Genomic DNA, 24,920 nt, shown 5'->3' with positions numbered 1-24,920 from the left:
CGCCGCTACTCGATCCACAAGCCCTGGCGCCGAGTAGAACTGGCGTACCCTGCGGCTTATAGTGCGCACCTTCCAGCCAGTCACCGCTCCAGCCGCCGTCAAACTCCTGCTGGACCTGACCTACTTGCCAGTGCTGGAAGCCCTGATGCGCCGGGAATGGACGGTGTCGGCGCTGGCGGCCGGGCTGGGCTAGCCTCTGAACGCTGTGCATCACCGGGTGCGCCGCTTGTTGGCGGCAGGCCTGGTGCAGGAGGTCCGGCAAGAAGCGCGGCGTGGCCGCCCCGTTCGCCACTACCGCGCGGCCGCTCAGGCCTTCGTGGTCCCCTATCACTGCACGCCGCTCAGCCGCCTGGAAGACCTGATTGGCCTGCACGAACACAGCTTTCAGGAGGCCTTCGCGCGGGCGGTGGTGCAGGCCGGGCTGACGCTGGTGCAGGACCGTCAGGACATCGGCCTGCGGCTGTACGTGAACGGCGACGAGGTGGTCTCGGACATCACGCCGGGCACCGATGCCTTCGACTGGCGCGACCTGCTGCGCCCCGAGGCGCCGGCGCTGCTGGCCAACCGGGGCCTGCTGCAGCTGACCCGTGAGGACGCCAAGGCCCTGCAAACCGAACTGAGTGATGTCCTGGCCCGCTACCTGCACAAAACCGGCCCAGACCCTTACCTGTACCGGCTGGGTCTGGCGCCGGTGGTCCGGGGCGGTGAGGCTTAACCCCGGCGCGTCACGCCGTCGGTGGTCAGCAGCGGGCCGTATAACTCGGGGCGGCGGTCCCGGAAAAAGCCCATGCCGGCGCGGAATCTGCGGGCTTCTTTCAGGTTCAGAGTGTGCAGCAGCGGACCTTCCTCGGTCTCGCCAAATTCGGCGACCAGTTCGCCGGTGTAATCCGAGATAAATGAGTGCCCGTAGTAACTCTGGGTCAGGTCGCCTACGGTTTCGGTGCCGATGCGGTTGGCGGCGCCCACGTAGCTGGAGTTGCTGACGGCGTGGCCGACCATGGCCCGCTGCCACATGTGATGGCTGTTGGGGGTCTCGACCTCGGCGGGTTCGGTGCCAATGGCGGTGGGGTACAGCAGGAAGTCGGCGCCCTGCAGCATCATCACGCGCGCCGTTTCGGGATACCACTGGTCCCAGCAGATGCCTACGCCCACGCGCCCGTAGCGGGTGTCCCACACCTTAAAGCCCGTGTCGCCGGGGTTGAAGTAATACTTTTCCTCGTAGCCGGGGCCGTCCGGAATATGGGTTTTGCGGTAGTTCCCCAGCACGCGGCCGTCGGCATCAATGCAGACCAGGCTGTTGTAATGCGCCTGCCCAGCGCGCTCAAAGTAGGACAGCGGCAGCACCACGCCCAGTTCGCGGGCCAGGTTCTGAAAGCGGCCGATAAAGGGATGGTCCTCCTGCGGGTGGGCCAGAGCAAAGTAGTCCTCGCGCTCGACCTGGCAGAAATACAGGTTCTCGAATAGTTCCGGCAGCAAGATGACCTGGGCGCCCTGCTGGGCGGCGTCCCGTACATGGGCTTCGGCGCGCGCCACATTGTCGTCCAGCTGATCGGTGACGTGCATCTGCACGACGGCGAGGGTCACGGTGTCCGGGGTGCTCATGGGGTCTACGCTACCGGATAAGGGCCAGGGCAATGGTGCGTGCGCCAGTGGGGGCCGCTACTCCGGCGCGGCTTAGAGTGGGGTATGGCTCCTGCGTCGCCTGCGGTTCGCCTAGCCTCTGCCGCTCTGCTGCTAACGGGGTTCAGCGGCGCCCTGGCCTTTGGAGGCGCTGAGCGCGCCGCACCCGTCTCAGCGCGGGTGGTGCAGTTGGCGCTGCGGCAAGCTCAGACCACCGTGAACGTCCAAGCGGGCGATACCCTGCGCGTTCACCTGTTGGAAGACACGGTGGATACTCCACTGTCTTGGAGCGTGTGGCAGGCCCTAGCGGCCAGCCCGCCCTCTCCCCTGATCCTCCTGAACACGCAGCGTGTGGCCCTGGGCGAGCGCGGCCCGGACATGCTGCGCTTTGACGTGACGTACACCTTTAAGGTGGGCGCCGCCGGCACCACCGTGCGGCTGCTGTTCGTGCAGGATGCGGCGGCCCTCAACGAGGAGACTCGCCGCCTCTTTCCTCCAGTCTTGCGTCTGTTGACGGTCAAGGTCGGGCGCTAGGACAAGGTCAACGGGCAGAGCTAAAGGTCTTCGGGAGAGCTGTCTGCGGTCACGGTCTTCGGATAGCGAGGACAATGGCTTATCAGGGGTCAGCGCGAGGAGCCTCAGTGGGTGGAGTGCGTCAGCTTTTGTTCAGTGCAGCACTCCGCTCATGCCCATTCAAGCGGCTGGCCCACCTCAACCATCCTCTCCCCGGGCCCCATATCTCTGCTCCTTCCATGAGGAAGGCTTTGTCTAGGGAGGCACTCCTGCCTGTTCTGGCTTTATCCCTGCTACAAGTGCGCTGGTATCCAAAAACACCATAAAGCGGTGGGGTCAGGGTGCTACCGTGCCTCCATGACGGACCTGTATTTCGATTTCCTGTGCCCCTACGCCTGGCGTGGGGTCGAACTGGCCGAAGTCCTGCGCGCGGAGGGCGAGCCTTTTCGGCTGCGCCATTACTCGCTGGTAGAAGGCAATCACGCCGACAACGCGGCCGAGCTGACCTGGCGCCTGACCGAGCAGCCGCACGGAGAAGGCACGCTGTACCAACAGGGCAGTCTGCGGGCCTTTCTGGCCTCGCACGCGGCGGCTCAGCAAGGCGAAGAAGCCCACTGGGCATTCACCCTGGCCCTGTACCGGGCTGTACACGAAGCCAAGGGGACGCTGGACGAAACGGCCATTCAGGCGGCGGCTGAGAGCGCCGGGCTGGGCTTGGAGCGCTTCGCCGCTGACCTGGCCGACGATCAGTCCCGCCGCGCCGACCTGCGCGCCGAGCTGGACGCCGCCCGCGAGGTTGGGGTGTTTGGCACCCCCACTTTCGTGCTGCCCAGCGGCGAGGCGGCTTACTACCGCTTTGAGACGTTGACCCGCGACCTGAATACTGCCCGCGAGTGGTGGGCGCTGTACCGCACCGTGCTGACCAGTTCGGCCGAAATTGGGACCATCAAACGTGCGAAAAACCGGCCACCCAGGAAAGGCGGGCAAGTTTAGTCCCTGGTCACTGGGCACCAGAGAAGGCCGGCGTCAGTGTTAGCCCCGGCCTTCTGATGTTTCAGGCAGGCCCAGCCGCCGCGCCACTTCGCCCCAAGGCCTTATGAGCCCGCTGCGCACATCCATGTAGGCCTGATACACCGGGTCGGCGCTGTGCAGGAGAACGGCCATTACGCCATGTTCGTCGACCTGTAGACCCTGAAAGCGAAAGCCCGCGCGTAGCTTGGGCACGATGACGGCGTTGTTTGTCAGGTGATGGTGGCTGCGAATTAAGGGGTAGCCCTCAGCGTGGAGGGCGGCCATCACCACGGGCAGCAGGCGGCGGTACACGCCCTGGCCCCGGTGGGCGGGCAGCAGCGCCGTGTTGACCATGTACGCCGTGCGCGCGTCCCAGGCGCGGCTGGCTTGCCAGCCGACCACCACGCCGCTGCGCGCCAGCAGCCACGCCCACAGTGGCCCACGCGGCGGAGCCGCTTCAGATGTCTCTGCCCAGTCGAAGGACACCGTGCTGTAGGCGAAGGCTTCCAGCTGTCCGTAGACTGTGCGGTACACGTCTGTCGTGACGCGATGCAGGCTGTACCCACCGCCCAGGTCCGTGCCAGGCTCAGCTTCCAGCGGCAGTGGCAACAGGGGAGGCTCGCTGACCGGCGCGGCCGGAACCTCCGGCAGGCCCAGCCGCCGGGCCGTCTCGCCCCGCGCCGCCCGGAAACCGCTGCGCACGTGCATGGCGCCGGCATAGGCGTCGTCCAGAGAGAGGGTCAGGGCGGCATTCAGACCACCGACGTAAGCATTCAGGCCCTGTAGATGGAACCCGGCGCGCAATTTGGGGACCAGGACCGCAGTGTTCGTGGCGCGGTGGTCGCTTTGAACCAAGGCAAACCCAGCCTCACGGAAGGTGGCCAGCAGGTGCGGCAGGAGGCGAGTGTAGACGCCGCGTCCCTGGTGTGCCGGCAGCAAGCCAGTGTCGGCCATGTAGACGGTGCGCTCGTCGCGGGCGTGGGCATGGTGCCAGCCCACCAATTCAGTGCCGTGGTAGACGCCCCAGTTCCACGTCTCGCCCAGCGGCGGGGCAGAGCGCACAGGTGGATCAAAGGCATACAGCGAGTTCCCGCCAAAAATCTGGTCTTCCAGCCGCGCACAGGCGTCGCGGTAGGTGTCCAGCGAGACAGGGCGGGCGCTGTAGCCGTCCCCGAGGTCAATGAATGCCAGAGGTTCCGTCATGATGCTCCTTCTGCGAAGAGAGTGGCATTCTCCATCATCCTTCTGTCAAACCTGAATGGACTCCGATTGAATCGGGCATTTTGCCCGGTGAAATCCGAGCAGAGTGAGTGGGAGAACCGAAGGATTCCGCTCCATTACGGCACAGCCGGAAGGGCACCGTCTGCGCCTCCATACCGCGGAATCCTTTCGTCGTGTTGCCCTGGCGAGTTCTGCTTTTTCTTTGTCGGCCCAGGTGGGACTCCGGGCGGCAGCCAGGTCTTCGAGTCCCGCGAGGCCGCGCTGTCCGACCTGCTTTCCAGGCCCAGGGTGAAGGCGGCGACTTGCGACTTCTCCTTTGGCCTCTGCCGCCGCTGGTCGCCCGAGGGAGAGACCGACTGGTACGAACCCTGCGAGCCGCTTCTGGAGCGCGCTGGCCTGCCCTGGTTTTATTTCATCCCTAGCCCGTACAAATTGGTCGAGGAACTGCGTGGGGCTTACATCCTCGAATCAGAGGCGCTGTGGGGCCGGCGGCACTGGGAGAACTGACCTATTCGCTCTGCCACGCCTGCCCAGCTGGCTGCTGCTGGGTCACGCAGTGAAAGGAGCCGCCGCCCTCGATAATCGCCCGGCTGCTCAGGCCAATCACCTCGCGGCCAGGGAACAGCGGCGTCAGAATCTCCAGCGCGCGGGCGTCGTTGGGGTCGCCGTACTGCGGCACTGCCACAAAGCCGTTGCCGATATAAAAGTTCGCGTAGGTGGGCGGCAGGCGGCCCTCGGCGCCCTCCAGATAGTCGGCAGGCAGCGGCAGCTCAATGATCCGGAAAGGCTCACCTTGCAGATCGGTCATGGCGCGCAGGTCGGCCAGATTTTTGCCCATCACCGCGTGGTTGGGATCGTGGGGGTCGCTCTCGACACTGGTCACAATGGTGCGCTCGTCGGTAAAGCGGGTAATGGTGTCAATGTGGCCGTCGGTGTGGTCATTCTCCAGGCCGCCGTCCAGCCACAGCAGCTTCTGAATGCCTAGGGTGTCGCCCAGCAAGAAGGCGTAGCCCTCTTCGGTCAGGCCAGGATTGCGCGTGTCGGTCAGGAAGCAGGAGCGGGTGGTCAGGCCCACCCCGGCGCCGTTGACCTCCAGGCCGCCGCCTTCCAGCACAAACGGCAGCGCCCAGCGGCGGGTGCCCAGCTGCTCTGCCACGTATTCCGGCACCCGGTCGTCGTTGTGCCAGTTGAATTTGCCGCCCCATGAATTGAATTTCCAGTCGGTGAGGGCTACGTCCCCACCCCGCTGCACGAAGATGGGGCCGTTGTCACGCACCCACACGTCGTCCAGCGGCACGCGGTGGTAGGTCACGTCGGCGCCGGTCAGGCGGGCGTGCGCGTCGGTTTCGCTCTCCTCGTCGCGCACCAGCAACTGCACCGGCTCAAAGCGGGCGATGGTCCGCACCAGTTCGGCAAACTCGCCGCGCACGGCGTCCAGGTGCCCAAACCACAGGTCATCGTCAGCAGGCCAGCTCAGCCAGGTTGCGGCGTGCACCGCCCACTCGGCGGGCATGGCAAACCCCAGTTCGCGCGGGGTGGGGTCGGCCTGGGGCGGGAGGGAAGCGTCAGACATGAGGGCCATTAAATCACCGATGACCCTTGGTTCAGCCGGTGCTAGATCAAGCGGGTAAATGCCCAGAGTGGGCGGCGTTCCGTCCCTCACGCTGCTAGCCTGGGAAGATGAAGCGCCTGCTCCTCCTTTCTCTGCTAACTGCTCTAACCGGGGCCAGTGCCCAGACCAACAAGCCCAGCGACGCGCAGCTGCTGGCCGGCGCCAAGACGTTCTTCGCCGAGTATCTGGCGGCCCATGCGGCCAACGACGGCAAGCGTGTTGCTAGCCTCTATCACGACAGCGCACGCATTATCGTCACCCGGCAAAGTGCCACCACAGGCAACCGCACCCTGGAACTGACCGGCGCGCAGTACAAAAAGCTGGCCGTCAGCGTCCCCCTGACAGAAACTCCAGACCGTTACTTCAATGTCAGCTATCAGGTCAAAGGCGCTTTCGTGCAAATTTCAGCGCAGCGCCAGAGCCTCAGCCGGGGATACACCGCCCCCAACATTCTGTTTGTTCAGCCAGATGCCGCCGGGCGGTTCTGGATCATGGCCGAGCAAGGGGTTCAGGTCGTGAAATAGAGCGGCGTTCGGGCGCAAATGTTGACGCCGGGGCTCACTAATTGGTCAGGCCGGTGAGCGCGGCCAGTGACGTGATGGCCCTCAACGCCCGGCCGGCTCGTCGCTGAACGTCACCACCAGCGGCTCTTTAGGCCCGGACCCTGCCAGCAGATCTGTCGCCCGGCTGACACGCACCCCCGTCACGGCAGGCTGGTTGCCCGGTTCGGGCCAGACAAGCCGCAGCAGCCGTGTCCGGCCCGCCTCGGTCACCAGGACACTGGCCTGGAGTTCGCCAGCCCTCACGCAGCGGGCGTTGATAGGGCAGCGGCTATCCTGCACCCGCAGGAGGGTCAGGGTGCGGCTCCCCAGCTGGCCGGTCTGGCCCAGATGCAGGTCGAGGGTGGCGGCGTGGGCAGAGGCCGGAAGCAGCAGGGTCAGGGCTGTCAGAAAAGCGCGCATGGTCCAGAGTGTGCGCCCTGCACCTGACGCGCAGGTGACCTCCGGCCAAAGGCGGGACTCAGGGAAACAGCCCGGCAAGAGGCTGCAGGGGGCAGAGAGCGACCTGAGAAGGCCTGCTCACCAAAAAGCGTTTGCTCCAGGTGACGTGCTATGACTACGGCCACAACCGTGCTGTCGGCTTCAACCGATCTCAGCCGAGCAGCGGCGGCTCACTGCTGTCGGCCAGCGCACGGAAGCTGGCAGCCTTCTGACCCAGGCCCATGCGGTCGTAGCAGTGGGCCAGCTTCAGGGCAAAGAATTCTACGGCGCGGCAGTCTTCACGGCATTCGGCGACTTCCAGGCAGGTGCGGTAGTGCAGCACAGCGAGGTGGTACTGGGCACTGCGGGCGGCGTGCTCGGCGCGGCAATGGCTCATGCGCAGGGACACGATGTCGCTCGTGATGGAACTCGCTGCTGACATACCTGGCAGTGTAGCCACAGCGGCAGGCAGATGAATGAAAGATGAATCAGGTTTGCCGTACCAGATTGTGCGTCTCTCACGCTCTTTTTTCGTTCTTAGCGAAATCAGAGCGTGTGATTTTATACAGAGGTGGGGTCATCTGTCCCCTTCTGGTCAGAGAATTGGATGCCTCTGCTGGCCCTCATCCGGTCACCCGTGCGCGCACACTCAGGTCCGGCAGATTCACGTCCGTCAGCTGCACCTGCACCTCCTGACCAGCTGGGGTGGCGGTGCTCACGGCCACGTCGAAAGCGAGTTCGGGAATCAGCAGGGTCGCCTGAGGGCCGCGCCGCTCCACGACCACCGCCGGCCAGACCCGCTCAGGCTGCGCCGCTATAAAGCGCAGGGTATGGTGCTTGCGGCTCAGGCGCTCGGCCGTGCGGGTGGCGTCGGCATTCATCTGGGCCTGGGCCACGCGGGCGGCGACCTCTTTGCCACTCAGGGGAGAACCCCCAGTCAGGTGGGCGCGTAGCTGCTGATGCACCACCAGATCCAGATAGCGCCGCATGGGGCTGGTGGCCTGGGCATACAGGTCCAGGCCCATGCCCGCGTGGGGGCCGGGGGCCGGCTGAAAGCGGGTGCGGGCCAGCGTCTTGCGGCGCGCCCACTGGGCATTCAGGGTCTCGCCGCGTACCTCGCGGTGCGGCGCGTCCTGGGTGGCAAACGGCAGCGGCAGGTCGTGGTCGTCGGCGTAGATGGCGGCGGCCCAGCCGGCCAGCGTCATGCACTCCTGCACCACCGCGCGCATGGGCGGCTTGGGCAGCGGCGTGACCTGCGCGCCTTCCTCGCTGGCCTTGACGCGCACTTCGGGCAGGTCAATGCTCAGGGCGCCCTCGCTTTCCCGGAGCGCCCGGCTCTGCGCGGCCAGCCGGGCCAGCGTGACAAACGGTTCCTGCCCGGCGTCCAGCGCCGCCTGCGCCTGGTCATAGGTCAGGCGGGAGACCCGCACGGTCGTCAGGTGAACGTCCACTGCGTCGGCGTTCCCGTCTGCATCCAGGTCCAGGCTGATGCTCAGGGCCGGCGTGGTGGGGTGCAGGCCCAGCCCGGCCTGCTCCACCAGGGCGTCAGGCAGCATGCCTACCGTGCGGTCCGGCAGGTACAGGGTGGCGCCGCGCGCGCGGGCTTCCAGGTCCAGCTCGCTGTCGGGGGCCACCAGCGCCGCGACATCCGCCACATGGACCCACAGGCGCGTGCCTCCGTCCGGCAGGGCCTCGGCAACCACAGCGTCGTCGGGGTCGCGGTTGCCCTCGTCGTCAATGGCGTAGGCGTCCAGCTGCGTCAGGTCCAGCCGCTCGGCTGGGACAAAGGGCGGCACCTCCAGGGTCAGGGCGCTCAGGGCGGCGCCCAGGCGGTCAGCATAGGGCGTGCGCGCCTCAGTCCAGAGCCCCGCGCGCAGCAGAAGGGTGTGGGCCGCCTGCGGCGTTTCTGGCAGTTTCAGGTCACGCAGGGTGCGGCTCTTGTCCTGCTTGCCGCGCGCCAGGAGTTCAAGGTCGGTGCGCTGGGCCGGGGTGAGGTCGGGGAGCGTCATAGCCAGAGCATAGGGGAGAGGTGAGGAAGAGGCCTTTGGAAAACTCCACTTTCTATTTGTCAAAGAGTCCTGTAAAACCTCGCCTTAGAGGGCCGAAGACAGCTCCCAAACACCCTCTCTGGAGTAGATTAAAAACTCAAGTTTGACAATCTATAAAAATCATGTTTCTATATCTGCAAAGGAGACGAGCATGAATGAACAGCATGGGCAGGACGAGTTCCGTTCGCACGTTCAGCGTCTGGTGGCCGAAGGCAAACTCACCGCCGAGGAGGCCCAGGGCTTACTGGAAGGCGAGGTGCCAGCCACCGAGCCGCAGGCCGACTGGGGCGACCCAGCCGCGCTGCCACCCCTTCAGGAAGGACAGTCGCTGCACCTGCTGGTCAAGGGCTACAGCCTGACGGTGTTGCAGGACGCCTCGCTGACGGCCCCACACCTCAGCGCCAGTGAAGAAGGTCGCCTGACCCTGGAGGAGACCGAGCAGGGCTGGCGGGTGGCGCGCGTGCCTGGGGCTCATCACCAGACCGGCAGTCTGAAGGCCATCCTGACGGTGCCGTTCGTGCCGGGGCACGTCAAAGCCGAGGTCAACGGGGGCAACCTGACCCTGCCGGACATCGCCGGCGAGATGCGCGCCGAGGTCAACGGCGGCAACGTCCGCATGGGCCGCGCCGTCAGCCTGAGCGCTGAGGTGAACGGAGGCAACCTGACCGCCGCCGAACTGAGCGGCCCCACCCACCTGAACGTGAACGGCGGCAACCTCTCGCTGCGCGGCGCCCGCACCCTGAACGCCAGCGTCAATGGCGGCAACCTCAAGTGGGCCGGCGTGCTCACTGGCGGCGACCACCGCGTCGAGGTCAACGCAGGCAACGCCACCCTGCGCCTGAAAGAAGGCAGCAGCGTGCGCCTGGACGCCAGCGTGACGGTGGGCAATTTCCGGGCCGACTTTCCCACCCACCGCCAGGGCGGCTTTCTCAACACCCGCCACAGCGGGCAGCTGGGCGGCGGCGAGGCCTTCCTGAGCGGCAAAGTGGCCGCCGGCAGCTTGAAGGTGGTGACCCAGTGATGCGCCTGCATCTGCCCGCAGCGCGGCCCCTGGCGCCGCTGACCCTGCGGCTGGGCCTGCAGGCCCTGTGGGCCAGGCTGACAGCAGCGCCGGCGCCCGAGACGCTGCTGGCCCGCCAACAGCACCGCGCGGCCCTGCGCGCCGAATATGACGCGCGCCGGAGCCTCTACCTGGCGGCCTCGTGCCGGAGCGCTGCCTGGTTTCCCCGGGGGGACTGCCCATGAGAGAGAAGATTAAACGCATCCTGGACCTGATTCGCGCCGAGAAACTGACCCTGGACGACGCCGCGCCGCTGCTGGCCGCCCTGAGCCCCAAGCTGGCCCTGGCCGCCACCGACCGCGAACTGGTGTCTGCCCTGCTGGCCCGCCCCGAACTGGACACTGGCCAGGTGGCCGAGCACCTGATGCTGCTGCGCGGTGTGCGCGAAGCCCCGCCGGCGCCCCCCAGCCCACCCCAGGCGCCGCGCCGCCCCCAGGTGATTATTGGCGGCGCCCGCCCGCGCGGTCTGGACAGCTTTCTGGACCGGCTGCCCGGCGAGATTGAAGACATGGTGGGCCGCGTGGCCGAGGAGGTCGAGCGCAGTGTGGGCAGCCGCTCCTGGAGTCACGGCCCCCACAGTTCGGCCTCATCCCGCATCCTGCGGGTGCATGTGGAGTCCCAGCACGGCGACGAGTACAAGGCCAATATTCCGGTCAGTCTGGCCCCGCACCTGGGCAAACTGATTCCGCCGCACGGCATCGCCGCCCTGGAAGCCGCCGGCTTTAGCCTGGAGACCCTGCAACTGCTGCTGGAGGCCAACCCGGCCCCCGGTCCCCTGATCGAGGCCGAGGACAAGCACGGCAACGAAGTGCATATTTCCCTGAAGTAAGGGGCGGCGGGCTGGTGGTGGAAGGGACACAGCCGTTCTCTCCACCACCAGCCCGCCCTGCTTCCCCACTTGACCCGCCACCAGGAACCATCAACCATGACCCTTATGCGCCCCCTGCCCCTGCCGTTTCCCGACGAGACCGAAGCCCCGCTGGTCACCGAACTGCGTTTTCCCACCAGCGACGTCACAGTGCGCGGGGTCTTTGAACTCAATGAATTTGCGGTGCTGTCGCCCGAAAATCTGGAGTTTCTGCGTCTGTACATCCGCGTGCGGGGCAACCTGAAGGAGGTCGAGCGGGTTTTAGGCCTGAGTTATCCCACCGTGCGCGCCCGCTTTGACACCCTGCTGCGCGCCATCGGCTACGAGCCCGAGCAGGCCGACCCCCAGGCCGAGGTGCTGGCCAGTCTGGAGCGCGGCGAGATTACCCCAGATGAGGCGGCGCGCAAACTCCGGCGGTAAAGGAGAGTGGCCTGTGAAGCCTAGTGTTGAGGGTAGAGGTTCGCGGGCTGGAAGGTGTACTGTTGCCCTTCAAAGCCATGCCAGGGTGATAGGTGACGGGCGCTCTGTGACACTTCATCCGCTCTGAGGTGACTGAGCAACCTTCAACCTCAGGCAAGACTGGTCTGGCGTGTACAGCGGTTCAGGCCTCACCAGCCGCCAGCTCCCGGAGATCCGGCCAGCCCATGCGGATTTCCCGCAGTTCGCCGCCGGCAATCGGCTCTGCTTTCTCGCCCGCCTCGGCCGCGCCCTGGCGGGCGTACCACTGGCGGGTAGGGTTCACGTCCAGCACCCACAGGGCCAGGCTCTGGGCGCCGCGTGCCTGAAGGGCAACTGCCACCGCCTGCAGCAGCGCCTGCCCGGTGCCCTGCCCCTGCGTGGCCCGGCGGCTGTACAGCGTGAACAGTTCGGCACCGTAGCCATCGTGGTCGCGCGGTGCTCCGGCTGAAGCGAAGGCGATGACCTCACCGTCCTCCTCGGCCACGAGGACCACGTCCTGCCCAGCTGCAATGTTCTGCGCCCAGAAAGCTGCCCGGCGCTCACGCTGCGCCTCATCCGTCATGCGCGCCAGAAAGTCTTCAGGCATCAGCCCGGCGTAGGTTTCGCGCCAGCTGTCGGTATGAATGGCCGCAATGGCACGGGCATCTTCTGGCCTGGCAGGACGGATGGCGGGCATAGGGCAGTGTAGGCGGCTGCTTCCGGCCAGGGGACTGCAGTTGCCCAGGTGTGTCTGGATGCTGACAGGCCTTCCGTTCTCTGCGCTCAGGCCCTCAGAAGCTTCCAGTGCCCTTCAGAGACCACCTCAGCGGTGCCGTCCACCACGGTAATGGCGGTCTGATCGTCAATGGCGTAGCACGGCCCCGCCACGCTGGACGCCCATTGCTCGGCGGCGGCCAGGGTGTTGCCGGGCATCATCTCGTGGTCCAGATGCGGAAAGATGGAGAAATTGACCAGCCCCAGCGTGCGGTCATCTGGCGCGCCGGGCCACTCCACGAACAGCTTTCCAATGCGGGGCGTCATCACCATGCTGCCGGCACTCAGGCCCACCCAGACGGTTTCAGAGAGGGCAGGCAGCAATTCCGCTAGCCCAGAAGCCCGCATCCAGTGGGCCAGATAGGTCGCGTCGCCACCGTCCACCAGCAGCACGTCCGCCTCCTTGACCCACGGCACCCAGCGGTCCTGGCTGACGCTGGGCAGCGCGGTGAGTTCGAGGACGCCCACCGATTTCCAGCCCAGGCCGCACATGGTCGCCGGGCTGCCGTCCGTAATGAAGCGCCGGGCCGAAGCAGGCCCGCACCACGGATGGCCCCACTGCGCGGTTGGAATACACAGGGCGCTGGCCTCGGCGACGGGTTTTCCCAGCAGGCCGAGGAGTGCGCGGTGGATACTTGCATTGGTGACGCCGCCAGAAGTCAGCAGAAGTTTCATGGAATTTCTCCTTATTGGGAGAGAGGGTCGAAGACATCTTCCTGCGGTTCTCTGGAAATGGGTTGATGACATAATCACTGCGCTGGTTCTACACAGAGCAGAGTAATAGAAAACTCTGCTTGCGTCACGCAGGGCCAGTGAACAGGCCCGGTGGAAGAGGCCTGCGGATGGTGTCAGGCAGAAATCTGGACGCTGCTCTGGGTAGACAGCAAACGTTGTCTGGCCGGTAGCTTTGATGTAGCATCTCAGCTTCCACCATTCAGCTTTAGGCTTGATGGAATGGTGCAAGTTACGTGTGCGAGCCGTTCTGACCCGCGAAAGCCGCTTTACGACGGCGTCCATTCACCGCTTTGGCCCTGAACCCAGTCTCTTAGCTGCCCTGCTCGATGTACCGCTTCAGCGCGTCCATCCGCACGATAATGGGCGTGCGGGCGCGCACGATGGCGCCGTCCTGCTTCAGCTTGCCCAGCGAATGACTGACTGTTTCGCGGGTGGCGCCCACCATCCGGGCAATGTCTTCCTGGTTGAGCTTCAGGTTCAGCTCCACGCCCTGGCTGTGAGGCCGGCCAAATTCGCGTGCCAGGCGGTACAGCAGGCTGGCCACGCGCTCGGGGGCGCTGTAAGCACTGACGGTGGCGGTCCAGGCCTGGGCTTCGAACAGCCGCGCCGCCATCAGGCGAATCAGTTTCATGGCCAGGTCAGGCTTGCTGCTCAGCAGTTTTTGCAACTCGCTGCGCGGCAGCACGATCAGGGTGGTGCGCTCCAGGGCTTCGGCCTGGGTGGGGCGGCGCTCCTCGGGTTGCAGCAGCAGTTCGCCGAAGGTGTCATGCTGGCCGATGACGCCCAGGATGGCTTCCTTGCCGTTGGGAAACAGTTTGCTGATTTTCACCAGACCGCTGCGCACGAAATATAGCGCGTCGGCTGGGTCATCCATGCGGTAGATGACCTCGCCTGGCCCATACGAGCGGTAGGGCGTGCTGGCCGCCACACGCTCCAGTTCGGCAAGTTCAAGGTCGGCAAACAGCTCCGTGCGCTTGAGGTGCCAGACCAGGCTTGGGTAGTTCATGATTCCTCACACCATACCCGAAAAACCCGTGCCTCACCCCAGCCGGGCCAGCGGCCTGTGCCGCAAGTCCGTCAGAGACGGCAATCCGGTTGGTCGGACTGCCAGCACGGAGCCAACAACTTGGCCTGCCTACCTTCCGGCATTCCCGAACATAGCTAAGCGGGGCCACTTCACGCGGAAAATAAAAAAGCCGCCTTCTTCGGCGGTGATAGAGAAAGCATAACGCGGTATGCAGCGCAGGTCAACCCCAGCCGGCAGCTCCGAAAAACCCTCACCCACACGACTTAACAGGGCAGAGCTGACCGCACTGATTATGCACCTGGAGTAAGAGCGCTGGCCTAGGCTGCCTCCTCAGCCCCCTTGAAGCGGTCGAGTAAGGCCTGTCGAGAGGTCACCACTGACGGTCAATTCCAGCTCAGACCACATGACATTTGCCCCCAAAAGTTTTATACTCGGTTCAACTAACAGTGCCGGGTGGCGTCCCCCAGGGGCGAAACCCCACGAGGAGGCCGTACTCATGCCCAGCTACAAAGCCCCGCTGCGCGACATCAAGTTCCTGATGACCGAACTGCTTGACGCCCCTGCCGAACTGGCCAAGATGCCCTACTACGCGGCCAACGAGGTTGCCGACGCCGACCTGCTGAGCCAGGTGCTGGACGAGGCTGCCCGGTTTGTGGAAACCGAGCTGGTGCCCCTGAACCGTGTGGGCGACCAGGAGGGCTGCGTGCGCCACGACGACAGCGAGGTCACGACCCCCACAGGCTTTAAGGCCGCCTACAAGAAGTACACCCAGGCCGGCTGGTCCGCTCTGGACGCCGACCCGAATTACGGCGGCCAGGGCATGCCCCACCTGATCAGCAACGTGCTCGTCGAGATGATGAACAGCGCCAACGTGGCCTGGGCCATGTACCCCGGCCTCTCGCACGGCGCTTACTCGGCCCTGCACGCCGTAGGCAGCGACGAGCTGAAAAACCTGTACCTGCCCAAGATCGTCAGCGGCGAGTGGACCGGCACCATGTGCCTCACCGAGCCCCACGCCGGCACCGACCTGGGCATCATCCGCACCAAGGCCAGCGACAACGGCGACGGCACCTACAGCGTGACGGGCACCAAAATCTTTATCTCGGCCGGTGAGCACGACATGGCCGAGAACATCGTGCATCTGGTGCTGGCCCGCCTGGACGGCAGCCCCGAAGGCACCAAAGGCATCTCTCTGTTCCTGGTGCCCAAGTACATTCCGGGCGATGACGGCCGCCTGGGCGAGCGCAACGGCGTGGTCTGCGGCTCCATTGAGCACAAGATGGGCATCAACGGTAACGCCACCGCCGTGCTGAACTTCGACGGTGCCAAGGGCTGGCTGGTCGGCGAAATCAACAAGGGCATGAACCACATGTTCATCATGATGAACGCGGCCCGCCTGGGCACCGGCCTTCAGGGTCTGGGCCTGGGCGAAGTCGCCTACCAGAACGCGCTGGCTTATGCCAAGGACCGCACCCAGATGCGCCACGAGCCTCGCGTGAATCCCGGCGAGCAGGCCGACCCGATTCTCGTGCACCCCGACGTGCGCCGCATGCTGCTGACGGGCAAGGCCTACAGCGAGGCGGGCCGCGCCATGGCCATGTGGCTGGCCCTGAGCCTGGACACCGAACACCACCACCCCGACGAAGCCAAGCGCAAGGAAGCCGCCGATCTGGTGGCGCTGCTGACCCCCATCGCCAAGGCCTTCATGACCGACAATGGCTTCAACGTGGCCGTGCAGAGCCAGCAGGTCTTCGGCGGTCACGGCTACATTCAGGAATGGGGCATGGAACAGTTTGTCCGCGACGCCCGCATTGGTCAGATTTACGAGGGCACCAACGGCATTCAGAGCCTCGACCTCCTGGGCCGCAAGGTCCTGATGGACGGCGGCAAGAAGCTCCAGAAGCTGGCCGGCACCCTGCAAGAATTTGCCGAGGAGCACGAGGGCGACGAGCACATTGGCGACTATGTGACCCAACTGGGCAAGGCCGCGCAGCAACTCGGCAGCCTGACCATGGTGATCGGTCAGAAGGCCATGCAGGAGGGCGGCGCCGACGAGGTGAACGCAGCGGCGGTGGACTACCTGCGCTTCTTCGGGCATGTCGTGTACGGCTACCTGTGGGCGCGGATGGCAAAGATCGCCCACGATAAGGTGGACGCTGGTCAGGACAAGGACGGCTTCTACCTGAGCAAGGTGCAGACGGCCCGGTTCTACTTCGCCAAACTATTCCCCGAAACCAAGGCCCTGGCGGCGACCATCAAGGCCGGCAACGAAACGCTGGCCGTGGATGACCGCGCGGTCTTCGGCTGGGAGCAACTCGTTACGGCGTAAAGAAGAGTTTGGAAGAAGAGGCACGCCGCTGACAGGCGTGCCTCTTTCCTACTGTTGTGCACCCAGAAAACTGTTGATCGAACGGGAGAGGCTGAGGGCGGGACCAGGGACTTCACGGTAGGCCAGGACCGCCAGGGTGCAGGGCTGGCCGCCCTCGCTGTGGCCTTCGGCGGATGCCTCGTCCAGCAGGGCACTTAGGGCGCGGGCCAGGCGCTGATACCGGGCTGGTGTCAGGTGCAGGGTCAGGCGGTCCAGGTGGGTGGGGTGGCCTTCTGGGCTGGGGGCATCCGGCGGCGTCATGGGCGCGGCTGGATGTTCGGCGTCGCCAAAGCCATACACATCTTCCTCGCTGTCGTGCAGCTGAGCCCATGAGCGGCCGTAGGCGCGCAAAAAGCCTTTACTCAGCTCGTGCAGGTCAGCCGTGCCGTTGCCCTGCGTATCCTCCGGCGGGAGCAGATTGCTGGGCACCCGAAATTCCCGCGCTGCAAGTTGAAAATACACGCGCCCGCCCTCGCGCCTCTGTTCAAACAGGAGGCCCAGGTCCGTCAGCCGCCGCGCGTGGTGATGGACGAGGCTAGGGGCCATGCCCAGGCGCGGGGCCAGGTCGCTGGGCGACTGCGGCGAGACGAACAGGCCCAGCAGGGTGTGGTCTTGCCGCAGGGCGCGGGCGGCGGTGGGGTCAGTCACGAACAGAGAAGCCTGCTGGGTCATGCCAGCAGTGTGGCGGCGCCCCTTTCAGTCCACCAGAGGCGTGACTGAAACGAGAAGGCCCCTTCCTGTAACCGGAGGGGCCTTGCTGTTCTGGTGGAGCTGAGGGGATTCGAACCCCTGACCTTCTGAATGCCATTCAGACGCGCTCCCAACTGCGCCACAGCCCCGTGTTTGCGGGCCCAGGAAAGGTAGCACCCCAGCGCCGCTCTGTAAAGTCGCCGGTTCTCGGCCAGCGCCGCAACGCCCGGCCCAAATTCGGCGTATAAGGAGGGTATGAGCCAGCCCTTCCGGGACGAGAGTGTCATAGAACTGCGCCCCTCCACGCAGACGCCGGTGCAGCGGCCGGTCACAGCGGGCAAACTTGCCCTGGTGACCGGCGGAGGCGTGCTGGCGCTGGCGGCCCTGGGCGGCGCGGCCATTGCCGTGTTTAACGTGGCCCTGACTACCGTAACCATCGGCGCGTTTCTGGTGGCCCTGCTGGCCGTGGTGTTCCTGATGCCGGCCCTGATGCTGGCGCTGAATGCCGGGCGGGTGCGGGCCAAGGAGGGGGTGGCGCGCGCCATGCCGCTGGAGACCCTGATCGTGCAGCGCAAGCAGTTTGAAAGCCTGATTCAGGCCAAGGGGCGGCAGCTTCAGGAGGCCAACGGGCATCTGGAAGACTTTCGCCGCCTGATTGACCAGAGCCGCGCCGATATGGACGCGGCCGATGTGGCCCGCTGGGAAAACGACTTGCAGGTCAGCCGCGACGCCTTTGCCCGCGCCCAGACCCACCTGACCGACCTGCGCGCCGACCTGGCCGAGTTTGACCGTCAGATTAAAAAGGCACGTATTGACACGCAGCTGGCGCAGGCCAAGGGCAACGTCGCCACGGCCCTGCAACAGGCCAAACTCAGTGCCGAGGACCGCCACGTTACCGAAAGCGCCCTGTCTGAGATCGCTCGCCGCGCGGGTCGCAACGCCGCGCTGCTGGATCAGGCGCTGGCCGCTGGTGAAGAAAACACGAGCCAGCGCCGGGGCAGTGCATGAACCGCGCGGCACGCCTGGGCGGGCTGCTGGCCCTGATTCTGGTGGTCTGCGGCGTGGTGATTGCCTTGGACCAGAATCGCTCGGCCACCGCTAATGTGGGGACCGATCCAGCGCCCAGTGCACCCACCGAAACCGTGCCGGCCACCCCCAGCGGCGGCAGCGGCTACGGCGACCTCAAATAACCCGGAGAGACCCATGCAACGACTGGCCCTGACCGCCCTGCTCCTCACCATCCCTCTCGCCCAGGCGGCCACGCCGACCATACTGAATGTGGCGACCGGCAGCTCGACTGGCACCTATTCCATCATGTTCAAGAACGTCGGCAAGGTCTGCACCCAGAGCGCCTACCTGAAAGAACGTGGCACCAGCGGGAGCCTGGAAAATATTGACCTGCTGCTGGGTAACGAGGTCTCGCTGGCGTTTGTCCAGAGTGATGTGCTGAAGGCCAAGCAGCAGATTGACGGCGACACCCGTGTGGACAACATCAAGGCCCTGCTGCCGCTGCACAGCGAGGAAATTCACCTCTTTGCCAAACCGCCGGTGCAAAAGCGCGACCTGCTGGGCCGCGTGACGACCACGGGGGTGGCCACCTTTGCCAACCTGAAGGGCAAGCGCGTGGCCGCCTGGGGCGGCAGCCTGGTGACCGCCAAGGTGCTGAGCGCCAAGCTGGGCGTGCCCTACACCGTCCTGAGTGTCAAAGACCGCGACGCCGCCTTTGCCGCCCTGAGGGGCAATCAGGCCGACGCCGTGCTGGCCGTGGTGGGGCAGCCGGCCACCTGGGTCAAGGACCTGAGCGGCGTGAATCTGGTGCCAGTGCCCTACGCGCCCAGCTTGCAGGGCATCTACACCAGCGCCAAGCTGCTGTATCCCAACCTGGGCGCCGCCAGTGTGCCCACTGTGGCGGTCCAGAGCGTGCTGGCCACCCGCGACTTCAAGACGCCCGAGAAAAAAGACCTGCTGATGAAATACCAGAAATGCGCCATGAGCAAACTGGTCAACCTGCAAGAAGACGAGGGCATGCACCCCAAATGGCAGGAAGTGACCTTTAAAACCTGGCCCTGGCCGCAGTACAAGTAAGGAAAGAGGCCAGCGCAAAAGGGGGCAGTGACAGGAAACCGTCATCGCCCGCGCCCTATCCTGCCGTATGGCTGTTGCCCTGGACCCCCGCGAGGAAGAGCGCCTGGCGGACCTGCATGACCTTAGGCTTCTTGACACGCCGCGCGAACCGCAGTTTGACCGGATTATGGGGTTGGCGGCGCAGCATTTCTCGGCGCCTTACGGCTCCATTACCCTGGTTGACCGGGACCGGCAGTGGTTCAAGGCCACAGTGGGCTTCCGGCACTCGGAGGACCCGCGCCAGGATTCAATCTGTGCCCTGGTGATCGGGCAGCCGGGCGTCACGGTGATTGAGGACGCGGCCCGCCTGGACGCCACCGCCCACATGCGCGGTGTCACGCACGAGCCTCATATCCGCTTTTACGCAGGTGCGCCGGTGGTCACGGAGACCGGGCACGCGGTGGGCACCATCTGCGTCATTGACCAGGAGCCGCGCCCCTTCACCGCCGCTGACCGAACCACGCTGTCCAATTTTGCCGAGCTGGTGGCCAGTGAGCTGCACCTGCGCCGCCTGACCCGCCGCCTGTACGACCAGACGCTCCGGGACGACTTGACCGGCCTGGCCACCCGCCGCGCCTTCATGCGCGCGGTGTTCCTGGCCCAGCAGGAGGCCGCCGTTACCCAGACGCCGGTGGTGGTGGGCCTGCTTGACCTTCACCAGTTTGGGGCCCTGAATGCGACGCATGGCCCCGCCGCCGGAGACGCACTGCTGCGCCGGGTGGGCCAAACGGCTCAGAGCCTGCTGCGCAGCGGCGAGCAAGCAGGCCGCCTGAAAGCCGATCAGTTCACGCTGCTCTTTACTGGACCAGACGCCCTGCTGCGCGCGCAACAGGTGAGTGCCGAGCTGCTGGTCGCCTTTCCAGACAGGCCCGGCTCGGTGGGCCTCAGCCTGGGGCTGGTGGAGGTGCCGCCACACGTGGAGCGGCCAGACCCTGACGACCTGCTCTCGTATGCCGACCAGGCCATGTATATCGCCAAGAAAGGCGGCCTGGGCGTCATGCGCCTGTCTCTCTAGAGTTGTCAGCAGAGAGAACAGACAGGGCCGTGAGAAGGGGTTTTCCCACGGTCTTGAGCTGGCTTTACCGTTCGCCTGCGTCGCAGGCCCAGCCGTTGTGGTTGGGGTCCAGGGCCACGCGGTAGCCAGGGTTGCCAATGCGCAGTGGGGCGACACCCGCCCTGCGCATAGCCTGGCAGGTGGCAAAGAAGCGGGTGCCTTCACCGGCCAAGGGCGCGCTGTTGGTGACGGGGCGCAGCAGGGTGCGGGCCATGTAGCCGCCGCGCCCCTGGAAGGTGGTGCGGCACCAGTTTCCCTGACAGGCCACAGTCAGCAGGCGGCCCTGGGGCACCACGGCCACCACTGGGCCTGACATGGAAGGCGCGCGGCGCAGATTGGCCGTGGTGGTCGTGACGGCGGTGGCGGCTTGCGCGGTGCCCAGCAAGGCCAGGGCGAGGGCAGAGGCTTGAACAATCTTGTGCATAGGGGGCAGCCTGACACCCGAAAGCTGACGGAGGGTGAACGGGGGTTGAAGCCTGACGTCAGTCTTCGTTGAGCCGAGTGCTTCTCTGGGGACTGAGCGAATCAGACACTGCCCTGATGAACTCAGGGTCTTCTCAGCCAGGGGCGTGACCTGCTGAACACAGCGGCGCCCAGGGAGCTTTGTTATGAAAAAACAGCAGCCTGTTCGTTTTCTTCTGCTTGCCGTTCCAGTTCTGCTTGCCGCCTGCCAGACCTCTCTGACCGCTGCTCCATCCGCCTCCAGTCCAGTGGCGGCCCAGACCACCCAGAATTTTCAGTTAACGGCGCGTGTGCCGGTGCGGGTCGCCCGAGCTGGGGACATTGACACCGTCCTGACCTTAATGAATACCTCGGCCCAGTCGCAGCAGGTTGACATGAATCTGTGCCCGGTGGCAGTCACGGCCAAGTCGGTTCGTACTGGGGCCACGATCACTCTGATGGACCCGGCCGCTACACTTTGCGCGCGGTATATCCAGCCCGTCACGCTGGCCCCCGGTGGCAGCGCCCGCTACCCCATGTCGGTGCCAGGGCTGTCCCAGGCAGGCGAGTATGTCGTGACCTTCTCTACGCGTTACGCCAAAACCACCGCGCGCATCACTGTGCAGTAAAAACGCTGGGCACACGGAGCAAAGAAAAAGGAGACGGCAGCTTGACGCGCCGTCTCTTTGTCTGGGTGGGATTATCGCTCGTCCACCACCTCAAAATCTGGCCCCAATGCCGCCCGCAGCCGCCCCAACAGCGCATCCGCCTGCGCCTGAAAGTCCTGCTCATCCTCTGCTGTCCAGGGGGATGGCTCGCCTGGATTGTTCCAGTCAATGCCGGTATCCCAGAGGTCAATGAGGCGTTCGGCCTCGGCCACCACCTCGGGCGGCAGAGGGAGATCCTGGGCTTCGACGGCCAGCCCACAGCGTTCCTCTGTGGCCGCATCGCCCGCCCACAGGCAGATGCCAGAGCCAGTGTCAAAGAAAAAGCGGAGGCGCAAGAGAGGCACAGTGGCGCTAGCGTACCGTTCCATCATGCCTACAACAGCGAAAGAGAGCGCCACAGGGCGCCCTCTTTTCTAGAATTCAGCTTAGGCGTTAACCCACTCCTGCAAGTTCTGAACGCCCAGCACCTCACCCTTTACCGCCGCAATCGCCTTGGCCGTCCACTCGGCCCCTTCTTTCGTGCTGACAATCGGCACGCCGCGTTCCAGGGCCGTTCTCAGCAACTGGCTGCCGGTGGTATCAATCAGCAGGGCGGGCAGTTCGTCACCGGTCTGCTCACGAATGACGTTCAGACCAGCCCCTTCCAGCGCTTTCGCCACGTCATCCAGCCCGTCGCCCATCACCAGCGCCGTGCCTTGCGTGGGCAGGTAGTTCTTCGCGCCAATCTGCGCGCGGTAAAAGGCGCGGTAGGGATCACTGTCTATGCCCATGCTCTCGCCCGTGCTTTTCATTTCTGGCCCCAGCACCGGCACCACGCCTGCAAATTTCAGGAACGGCAGATGCACCTCCTTGACCGAGTACATGTCCGGCGTGGGCGTTTCGGTCAGGCCAATCTGCGCCAGCGTGTGCCCTACGGCAATGCGCGCCGCACTCTTGGCCAGTGGGTGGTTGACGGCCTTGGACACGAACGGCACCGTACGGCTGGCGCGCGGGTTGGCTTCCAGAATGTACGCAGTGCCGTCCTTGACTGCCCACTGCACGTTCATCAGGCCCTTGACGCCCAGTTCCAGCGCCAGGCGTTCGGTGTCGGCCTTCACGCGGGCCAGCAGGTCGGGGCTCAGATTCACAGGCGGCAGGATGCAGGCGCTGTCGCCGGAATGCACCCCGGCGGCCTCTATATGTTCCATGATCCCGGCGACCACGGCCGTCTGGCCGTCACACAGCGTGTCTACGTCCAGTTCCAGCGCGCCTTCCAAGAACTGGTCGAGGAGAATGCTGGGCTGGCCTTCCACGGCGGCGTAGACCTCGTTCAGGTAGGTGGTCAGCTCCTCCATACTCCGCACGGTGCGCATGGCGCGGCCCCCCAGCACGTAGGAGGGGCGGGCCATCAGTGGAAAGCCCAGTTCGGTGGCCAGGGCCGTGGCTTGGTCTGGGGTTTCGGCCACCTTGCCTTTCGGTTGTGGCAGGCCCAGCCGCTCGCACAGGGCGTTGAAGGAGGCGCGGTCCTCCGCCTCGTGGATGGTTTCGGGGCTGGTGCCAATGATCGGGGCGCCCGCGTCGGCCAGCTTTTTCGCCAGTTTCAGGGGCGTCTGCCCACCCAGCTGCACGATCACGCCCACGGGCTGCTCGTGTTCCACGATGTTCATCACGTCTTCAAAGGTCAGCGGCTCGAAGTACAGGCGGTCGGCCGTGTCGTAGTCGGTGCTGACCGTCTCGGGGTTCGAGTTAACCATGATGGTCTCGTACCCGGCTTCTTGCAGAGCCCAGACGGCATGGACGGTGGCGTAATCGAATTCCACACCTTGCCCAATCCGGTTGGGGCCGCTGCCCAGGATCACGATCTTGGGCTTGTCGGTGGCCTTTACCTCGTCCTCCCACTCGTAGGTGGAGTAGTGGTAGGGGGTAAAGGCCTCGAATTCGGCGGCGCAGGTGTCCACGGTCTTGTACACGGGCAGGGCTTTGGCCGTTTTGCGCAGCTCGCGCACCTGAAGTTCACTCAGGCCCACGATCTCGCCAATCCGGGCATCACTAAAGCCCAGGCGCTTGACCTCGCGCCAGATCTCGTACTTCCACTCGGCAATGGGGCCCAGGTCGCTCAGTTCCGTCTCGGCGTCGGTGATTTCTTTCAGCTGGGCCAGGAACCAGGGGTCAATCTTGGTGGCGTCAAACAGCGCGTCCACGCCTTCGCCCCGGCGCAGCAGTTCCAGCACGGCTTCCAGGCGGCGGGGGTTGCCGTACAGCAGGCCGCGCAGGTCCGTGTCGCTCATGGCGGCGAAAGCGCCCCGCACGTCAGATTCCACGCTCCGCAGCGCCTTTTGCAGGCTTTCTTTGAAGGTGCGGCCAATCGCCATGACCTCGCCCACCGAGCGCATCTGGGTGCCCAGCGCGTCACTGCTGCCGGGGAACTTCTCGAAGGCGAAGCGCGGAATCTTCGTCACCACGTAGTCAATGCTGGGCTCGAAGGAAGCCGGCGTGGACAGCGTAATGTCGTTCTTCAGCTCGTCGAGGTGATAGCCCACCGCCAGCAGCGCCGCAATCTTGGCAATCGGGAAGCCAGTGGCCTTGCTGGCCAGCGCGCTGGAGCGGCTGACGCGCGGGTTCATCTCGATGACGATCACGCGCCCGTCTTGAGGGTTCACCGCAAACTGGATGTTGCTGCCGCCCGTATCCACGCCGATTTCCCGGATGATCGCCAGCGACTGGTCGCGCAGGCGCTGATATTCCACGTCGCTGAGGGTCTGCGCCGGAGCCACGGTAATGGAGTCGCCGGTATGCACGCCCATCGGATCAAAGTTTTCGATGGAGGTAATGATCACCACCGTGTCGGCGGTGTCGCGCATGACCTCCAGTTCGTATTCCTTCCAGCCCAGAATGGACTCCTCAAGCAGCACGCTGGTGACGGGGCTGTCGCGCAGGCCACCTTCCGTGATCTTCAGGAAGTCCTCGTAGGTGTGGGCAATGCCGCCGCCCGTACCGCCCAGCGTGAAAGACGGCCGGATCACGATGGGCAGACCGATTTCCTTCTGGTATTCGACCGCTTCTTCCATTGAGTGGACCATCTGGCCCTTGGCGGTTTCCACGCCAATTTTCTTCATGGCGGCCTGGAATTCCTCGCGGTCCTCACCCTTCTTGATGGCCGCCGCGTTGGCGCCGATCAGTTCCACGCCAAATTCTTCCAGGGTGCCGTCGGCGTTCAGGTCCATCGCCAGGTTCAGCGCCGTCTGACCGCCCAGGGTCGGCAGCAGGGCGTCGGGGCGCTCTTTCTCAATGACCTTGCGCACGAATTCCGGCGTCAGCGGCTCCAGGTACGTCGCGTCGGCCAGGTCGGGGTCAGTCATGATGGTCGCGGGGTTGCTGTTGACCAGCACCACCCGGTAGCCCTCTTTTTTCAGCGCCTTCAGCGCCTGCGTGCCCGAATAGTCGAACTCGGCCGCCTGCCCAATCTGAATGGGACCGCTGCCGAGAATCAGGATGGTCTGGAGGTCAGTACGCTTAGGCATTCCAGAGAACGAGCGTAACACGGTTTGGAGGCCTGGGGGGTAGGCCAGTCTGCAAACTTATGCAGCCATGCGGGACAGGGAGCACCCCTCTGCGCCACCTGGCTTATCGCGCTCGGCGCCGCGCCCCCCTATCCTGCCCCCATCCCGAACCTCGGGAGTGATTCACCA

At 65.1% G+C, this 24,920-nt stretch carries 29 protein-coding genes and 1 tRNA gene; 16 read left to right on the top strand and 14 right to left on the bottom strand.

The genetic code is table 11. The features are described from left to right. Positions 1–61: 61 nt before the first annotated feature. Positions 62–193, top strand: a complete 132-nt coding sequence (locus GO986_RS23230) for a hypothetical protein (RefSeq protein ID WP_255449342.1) — start codon at positions 62–64, stop codon at positions 191–193. Between the two features lie 12 nt (positions 194–205). Beyond that, positions 206–715 (top strand): hypothetical protein, encoded by a 510-nt coding sequence (locus tag GO986_RS13085; RefSeq protein ID WP_232337775.1) that lies wholly within the window; start codon positions 206–208, stop codon positions 713–715. Here the strand turns inward: GO986_RS13085 and aguB are convergent. After that, a complete protein-coding gene (gene aguB / locus GO986_RS13080) occupies positions 712–1,602 on the bottom strand; it encodes an N-carbamoylputrescine amidase (protein WP_157459745.1) in 891 nt (296 codons plus the stop codon). The genes GO986_RS13085 and aguB overlap by 4 nt on opposite strands. A gap of 84 nt (positions 1,603–1,686) precedes the next feature. Between aguB and GO986_RS13075 the strand changes: the two genes are divergently transcribed. Further along, on the top strand, positions 1,687–2,154 hold the full coding sequence (locus GO986_RS13075; RefSeq protein ID WP_157459744.1) for a hypothetical protein: 468 nt from the start codon (positions 1,687–1,689) through the stop codon (positions 2,152–2,154). A gap of 336 nt (positions 2,155–2,490) precedes the next feature. Then, positions 2,491–3,126 (top strand): DsbA family oxidoreductase, encoded by a 636-nt coding sequence (locus GO986_RS13070; RefSeq protein WP_157459743.1) that lies wholly within the window; start codon positions 2,491–2,493, stop codon positions 3,124–3,126. 39 nt (positions 3,127–3,165) lie between these two features. Here the strand turns inward: GO986_RS13070 and GO986_RS13065 are convergent, their stop codons facing one another. Further along, the gene (locus GO986_RS13065) at positions 3,166–4,347 is read right to left on the bottom strand and encodes a GNAT family N-acetyltransferase (RefSeq protein ID WP_157459742.1); all 1,182 of its coding nucleotides are present in this window, start codon (positions 4,345–4,347) and stop codon (positions 3,166–3,168) included. Positions 4,348–4,653: 306 nt separating this feature from the next. Here GO986_RS13065 and GO986_RS13060 point away from each other — a divergent pair, with 306 nt between their 5' ends. Next, a complete protein-coding gene (locus tag GO986_RS13060; protein ID WP_157459741.1) occupies positions 4,654–4,872 on the top strand; it encodes a hypothetical protein in 219 nt (72 codons plus the stop codon). A gap of 1 nt (position 4,873) precedes the next feature. On the opposite strand, the gene GO986_RS13055 is transcribed toward GO986_RS13060, so the two are convergent. Then, positions 4,874–5,938, bottom strand: coding sequence for an agmatine deiminase family protein (locus tag GO986_RS13055; protein ID WP_232337774.1), 1,065 nt, complete (start codon positions 5,936–5,938; stop codon positions 4,874–4,876). 107 nt (positions 5,939–6,045) lie between these two features. Between GO986_RS13055 and GO986_RS13050 the strand changes: the two genes are divergently transcribed. Further along, the gene (locus GO986_RS13050) at positions 6,046–6,501 is read left to right on the top strand and encodes a hypothetical protein (protein ID WP_157459740.1); all 456 of its coding nucleotides are present in this window, start codon (positions 6,046–6,048) and stop codon (positions 6,499–6,501) included. Between the two features lie 81 nt (positions 6,502–6,582). On the opposite strand, the gene GO986_RS13045 is transcribed toward GO986_RS13050, so the two are convergent. The 3 genes from GO986_RS13045 to GO986_RS13035 all read right to left on the bottom strand — a co-directional run bounded on the left by GO986_RS13045 (position 6,583) and on the right by GO986_RS13035 (position 8,966). Then, the gene (locus GO986_RS13045; RefSeq protein WP_198170655.1) at positions 6,583–6,939 is read right to left on the bottom strand and encodes a hypothetical protein; all 357 of its coding nucleotides are present in this window, start codon (positions 6,937–6,939) and stop codon (positions 6,583–6,585) included. A gap of 190 nt (positions 6,940–7,129) precedes the next feature. Next, positions 7,130–7,399, bottom strand: coding sequence for a hypothetical protein (locus tag GO986_RS13040; RefSeq protein WP_157459739.1), 270 nt, complete (start codon positions 7,397–7,399; stop codon positions 7,130–7,132). A gap of 181 nt (positions 7,400–7,580) precedes the next feature. Continuing rightward, positions 7,581–8,966: a ribonuclease catalytic domain-containing protein gene (locus GO986_RS13035; protein WP_157459738.1), complete on the bottom strand. Its 1,386-nt coding sequence runs from the start codon at positions 8,964–8,966 to the stop codon at positions 7,581–7,583. A 190-nt stretch (positions 8,967–9,156) separates the two neighbouring features. Here GO986_RS13035 and GO986_RS13030 point away from each other — a divergent pair, with 190 nt between their 5' ends. The 4 genes from GO986_RS13030 to GO986_RS13015 all read left to right on the top strand — a co-directional run bounded on the left by GO986_RS13030 (position 9,157) and on the right by GO986_RS13015 (position 11,353). Next, complete coding sequence (locus GO986_RS13030) at positions 9,157–10,026, top strand: DUF4097 family beta strand repeat-containing protein (protein WP_157459737.1); 870 nt, start codon at positions 9,157–9,159, stop codon at positions 10,024–10,026. Next, complete coding sequence (locus tag GO986_RS13025) at positions 10,023–10,250, top strand: hypothetical protein (RefSeq protein ID WP_157459736.1); 228 nt, start codon at positions 10,023–10,025, stop codon at positions 10,248–10,250. Before GO986_RS13030 ends, GO986_RS13025 begins: the two co-directional genes overlap by 4 nt. Further along, positions 10,247–10,894, top strand: a complete 648-nt coding sequence (locus GO986_RS13020; protein WP_157459735.1) for a hypothetical protein — start codon at positions 10,247–10,249, stop codon at positions 10,892–10,894. Before GO986_RS13025 ends, GO986_RS13020 begins: the two co-directional genes overlap by 4 nt. A 96-nt stretch (positions 10,895–10,990) precedes the next feature. Further along, entirely contained in the window at positions 10,991–11,353 is a 363-nt protein-coding gene (locus GO986_RS13015) for a DUF2089 domain-containing protein (protein ID WP_157459734.1), read from the top strand. A gap of 181 nt (positions 11,354–11,534) precedes the next feature. On the opposite strand, the gene GO986_RS13010 is transcribed toward GO986_RS13015, so the two are convergent. The 3 genes from GO986_RS13010 to GO986_RS13000 form a co-directional block, all read right to left on the bottom strand. Further along, on the bottom strand, positions 11,535–12,068 hold the full coding sequence (locus GO986_RS13010) for a GNAT family N-acetyltransferase (protein WP_157459733.1): 534 nt from the start codon (positions 12,066–12,068) through the stop codon (positions 11,535–11,537). Between the two features lie 86 nt (positions 12,069–12,154). Then, the gene (locus GO986_RS13005) at positions 12,155–12,820 is read right to left on the bottom strand and encodes a Type 1 glutamine amidotransferase-like domain-containing protein (protein WP_157459732.1); all 666 of its coding nucleotides are present in this window, start codon (positions 12,818–12,820) and stop codon (positions 12,155–12,157) included. Between the two features lie 370 nt (positions 12,821–13,190). Next, positions 13,191–13,886 (bottom strand): Crp/Fnr family transcriptional regulator, encoded by a 696-nt coding sequence (locus GO986_RS13000; protein ID WP_157459731.1) that lies wholly within the window; start codon positions 13,884–13,886, stop codon positions 13,191–13,193. Between the two features lie 517 nt (positions 13,887–14,403). Between GO986_RS13000 and GO986_RS12995 the strand changes: the two genes are divergently transcribed. Continuing rightward, entirely contained in the window at positions 14,404–16,236 is a 1,833-nt protein-coding gene (locus GO986_RS12995) for an acyl-CoA dehydrogenase C-terminal domain-containing protein (protein ID WP_157459730.1), read from the top strand. A gap of 48 nt (positions 16,237–16,284) precedes the next feature. Here the strand turns inward: GO986_RS12995 and GO986_RS12990 are convergent, their stop codons facing one another. Both GO986_RS12990 and GO986_RS12985 read right to left on the bottom strand, forming a co-directional pair. After that, positions 16,285–16,947: a winged helix-turn-helix domain-containing protein gene (locus GO986_RS12990; RefSeq protein ID WP_157459729.1), complete on the bottom strand. Its 663-nt coding sequence runs from the start codon at positions 16,945–16,947 to the stop codon at positions 16,285–16,287. Positions 16,948–17,038: 91 nt separating this feature from the next. Beyond that, a tRNA-Ala gene (locus GO986_RS12985) sits at positions 17,039–17,114 on the bottom strand. Positions 17,115–17,220: 106 nt separating this feature from the next. Here GO986_RS12985 and GO986_RS12980 point away from each other — a divergent pair. From GO986_RS12980 to GO986_RS12965, 4 genes are all read left to right on the top strand, one after another. After that, the gene (locus GO986_RS12980) at positions 17,221–17,973 is read left to right on the top strand and encodes a hypothetical protein (RefSeq protein ID WP_157459728.1); all 753 of its coding nucleotides are present in this window, start codon (positions 17,221–17,223) and stop codon (positions 17,971–17,973) included. Continuing rightward, the gene (locus GO986_RS12975) at positions 17,970–18,155 is read left to right on the top strand and encodes a hypothetical protein (protein WP_157459727.1); all 186 of its coding nucleotides are present in this window, start codon (positions 17,970–17,972) and stop codon (positions 18,153–18,155) included. Before GO986_RS12980 ends, GO986_RS12975 begins: the two co-directional genes overlap by 4 nt. A 13-nt stretch (positions 18,156–18,168) precedes the next feature. Then, positions 18,169–19,050: a TAXI family TRAP transporter solute-binding subunit gene (locus GO986_RS12970; protein WP_157459726.1), complete on the top strand. Its 882-nt coding sequence runs from the start codon at positions 18,169–18,171 to the stop codon at positions 19,048–19,050. 67 nt (positions 19,051–19,117) lie between these two features. After that, the gene (locus GO986_RS12965; protein ID WP_157459725.1) at positions 19,118–20,104 is read left to right on the top strand and encodes a GGDEF domain-containing protein; all 987 of its coding nucleotides are present in this window, start codon (positions 19,118–19,120) and stop codon (positions 20,102–20,104) included. Between the two features lie 64 nt (positions 20,105–20,168). Here the strand turns inward: GO986_RS12965 and GO986_RS12960 are convergent, their stop codons facing one another. Then, positions 20,169–20,567: an excalibur calcium-binding domain-containing protein gene (locus GO986_RS12960; protein WP_157459724.1), complete on the bottom strand. Its 399-nt coding sequence runs from the start codon at positions 20,565–20,567 to the stop codon at positions 20,169–20,171. Between the two features lie 184 nt (positions 20,568–20,751). Between GO986_RS12960 and GO986_RS12955 the strand changes: the two genes are divergently transcribed. After that, positions 20,752–21,213: a hypothetical protein gene (locus GO986_RS12955; RefSeq protein WP_157459723.1), complete on the top strand. Its 462-nt coding sequence runs from the start codon at positions 20,752–20,754 to the stop codon at positions 21,211–21,213. Between the two features lie 71 nt (positions 21,214–21,284). Here GO986_RS12955 and GO986_RS12950 read toward each other — a convergent pair whose 3' ends face one another. Then, positions 21,285–21,596, bottom strand: coding sequence for an immunity protein CdiI family protein (locus GO986_RS12950; RefSeq protein ID WP_157459722.1), 312 nt, complete (start codon positions 21,594–21,596; stop codon positions 21,285–21,287). An 81-nt stretch (positions 21,597–21,677) separates the two neighbouring features. Then, a complete protein-coding gene (gene carB / locus GO986_RS12945; RefSeq protein ID WP_157459721.1) occupies positions 21,678–24,752 on the bottom strand; it encodes a carbamoyl-phosphate synthase large subunit in 3,075 nt (1,024 codons plus the stop codon). Positions 24,753–24,920: the final 168 nt, after the last annotated feature.

It is taken from the genome of Deinococcus arboris, from assembly GCF_009755355.1.
In the GTDB taxonomy this organism is placed as follows: domain Bacteria; phylum Deinococcota; class Deinococci; order Deinococcales; family Deinococcaceae; genus Deinococcus; species Deinococcus betulae.
The sequence above is the reverse complement of the archived record's forward strand: the minus strand, read 5'-3'. Positions and strand labels throughout refer to the sequence as shown.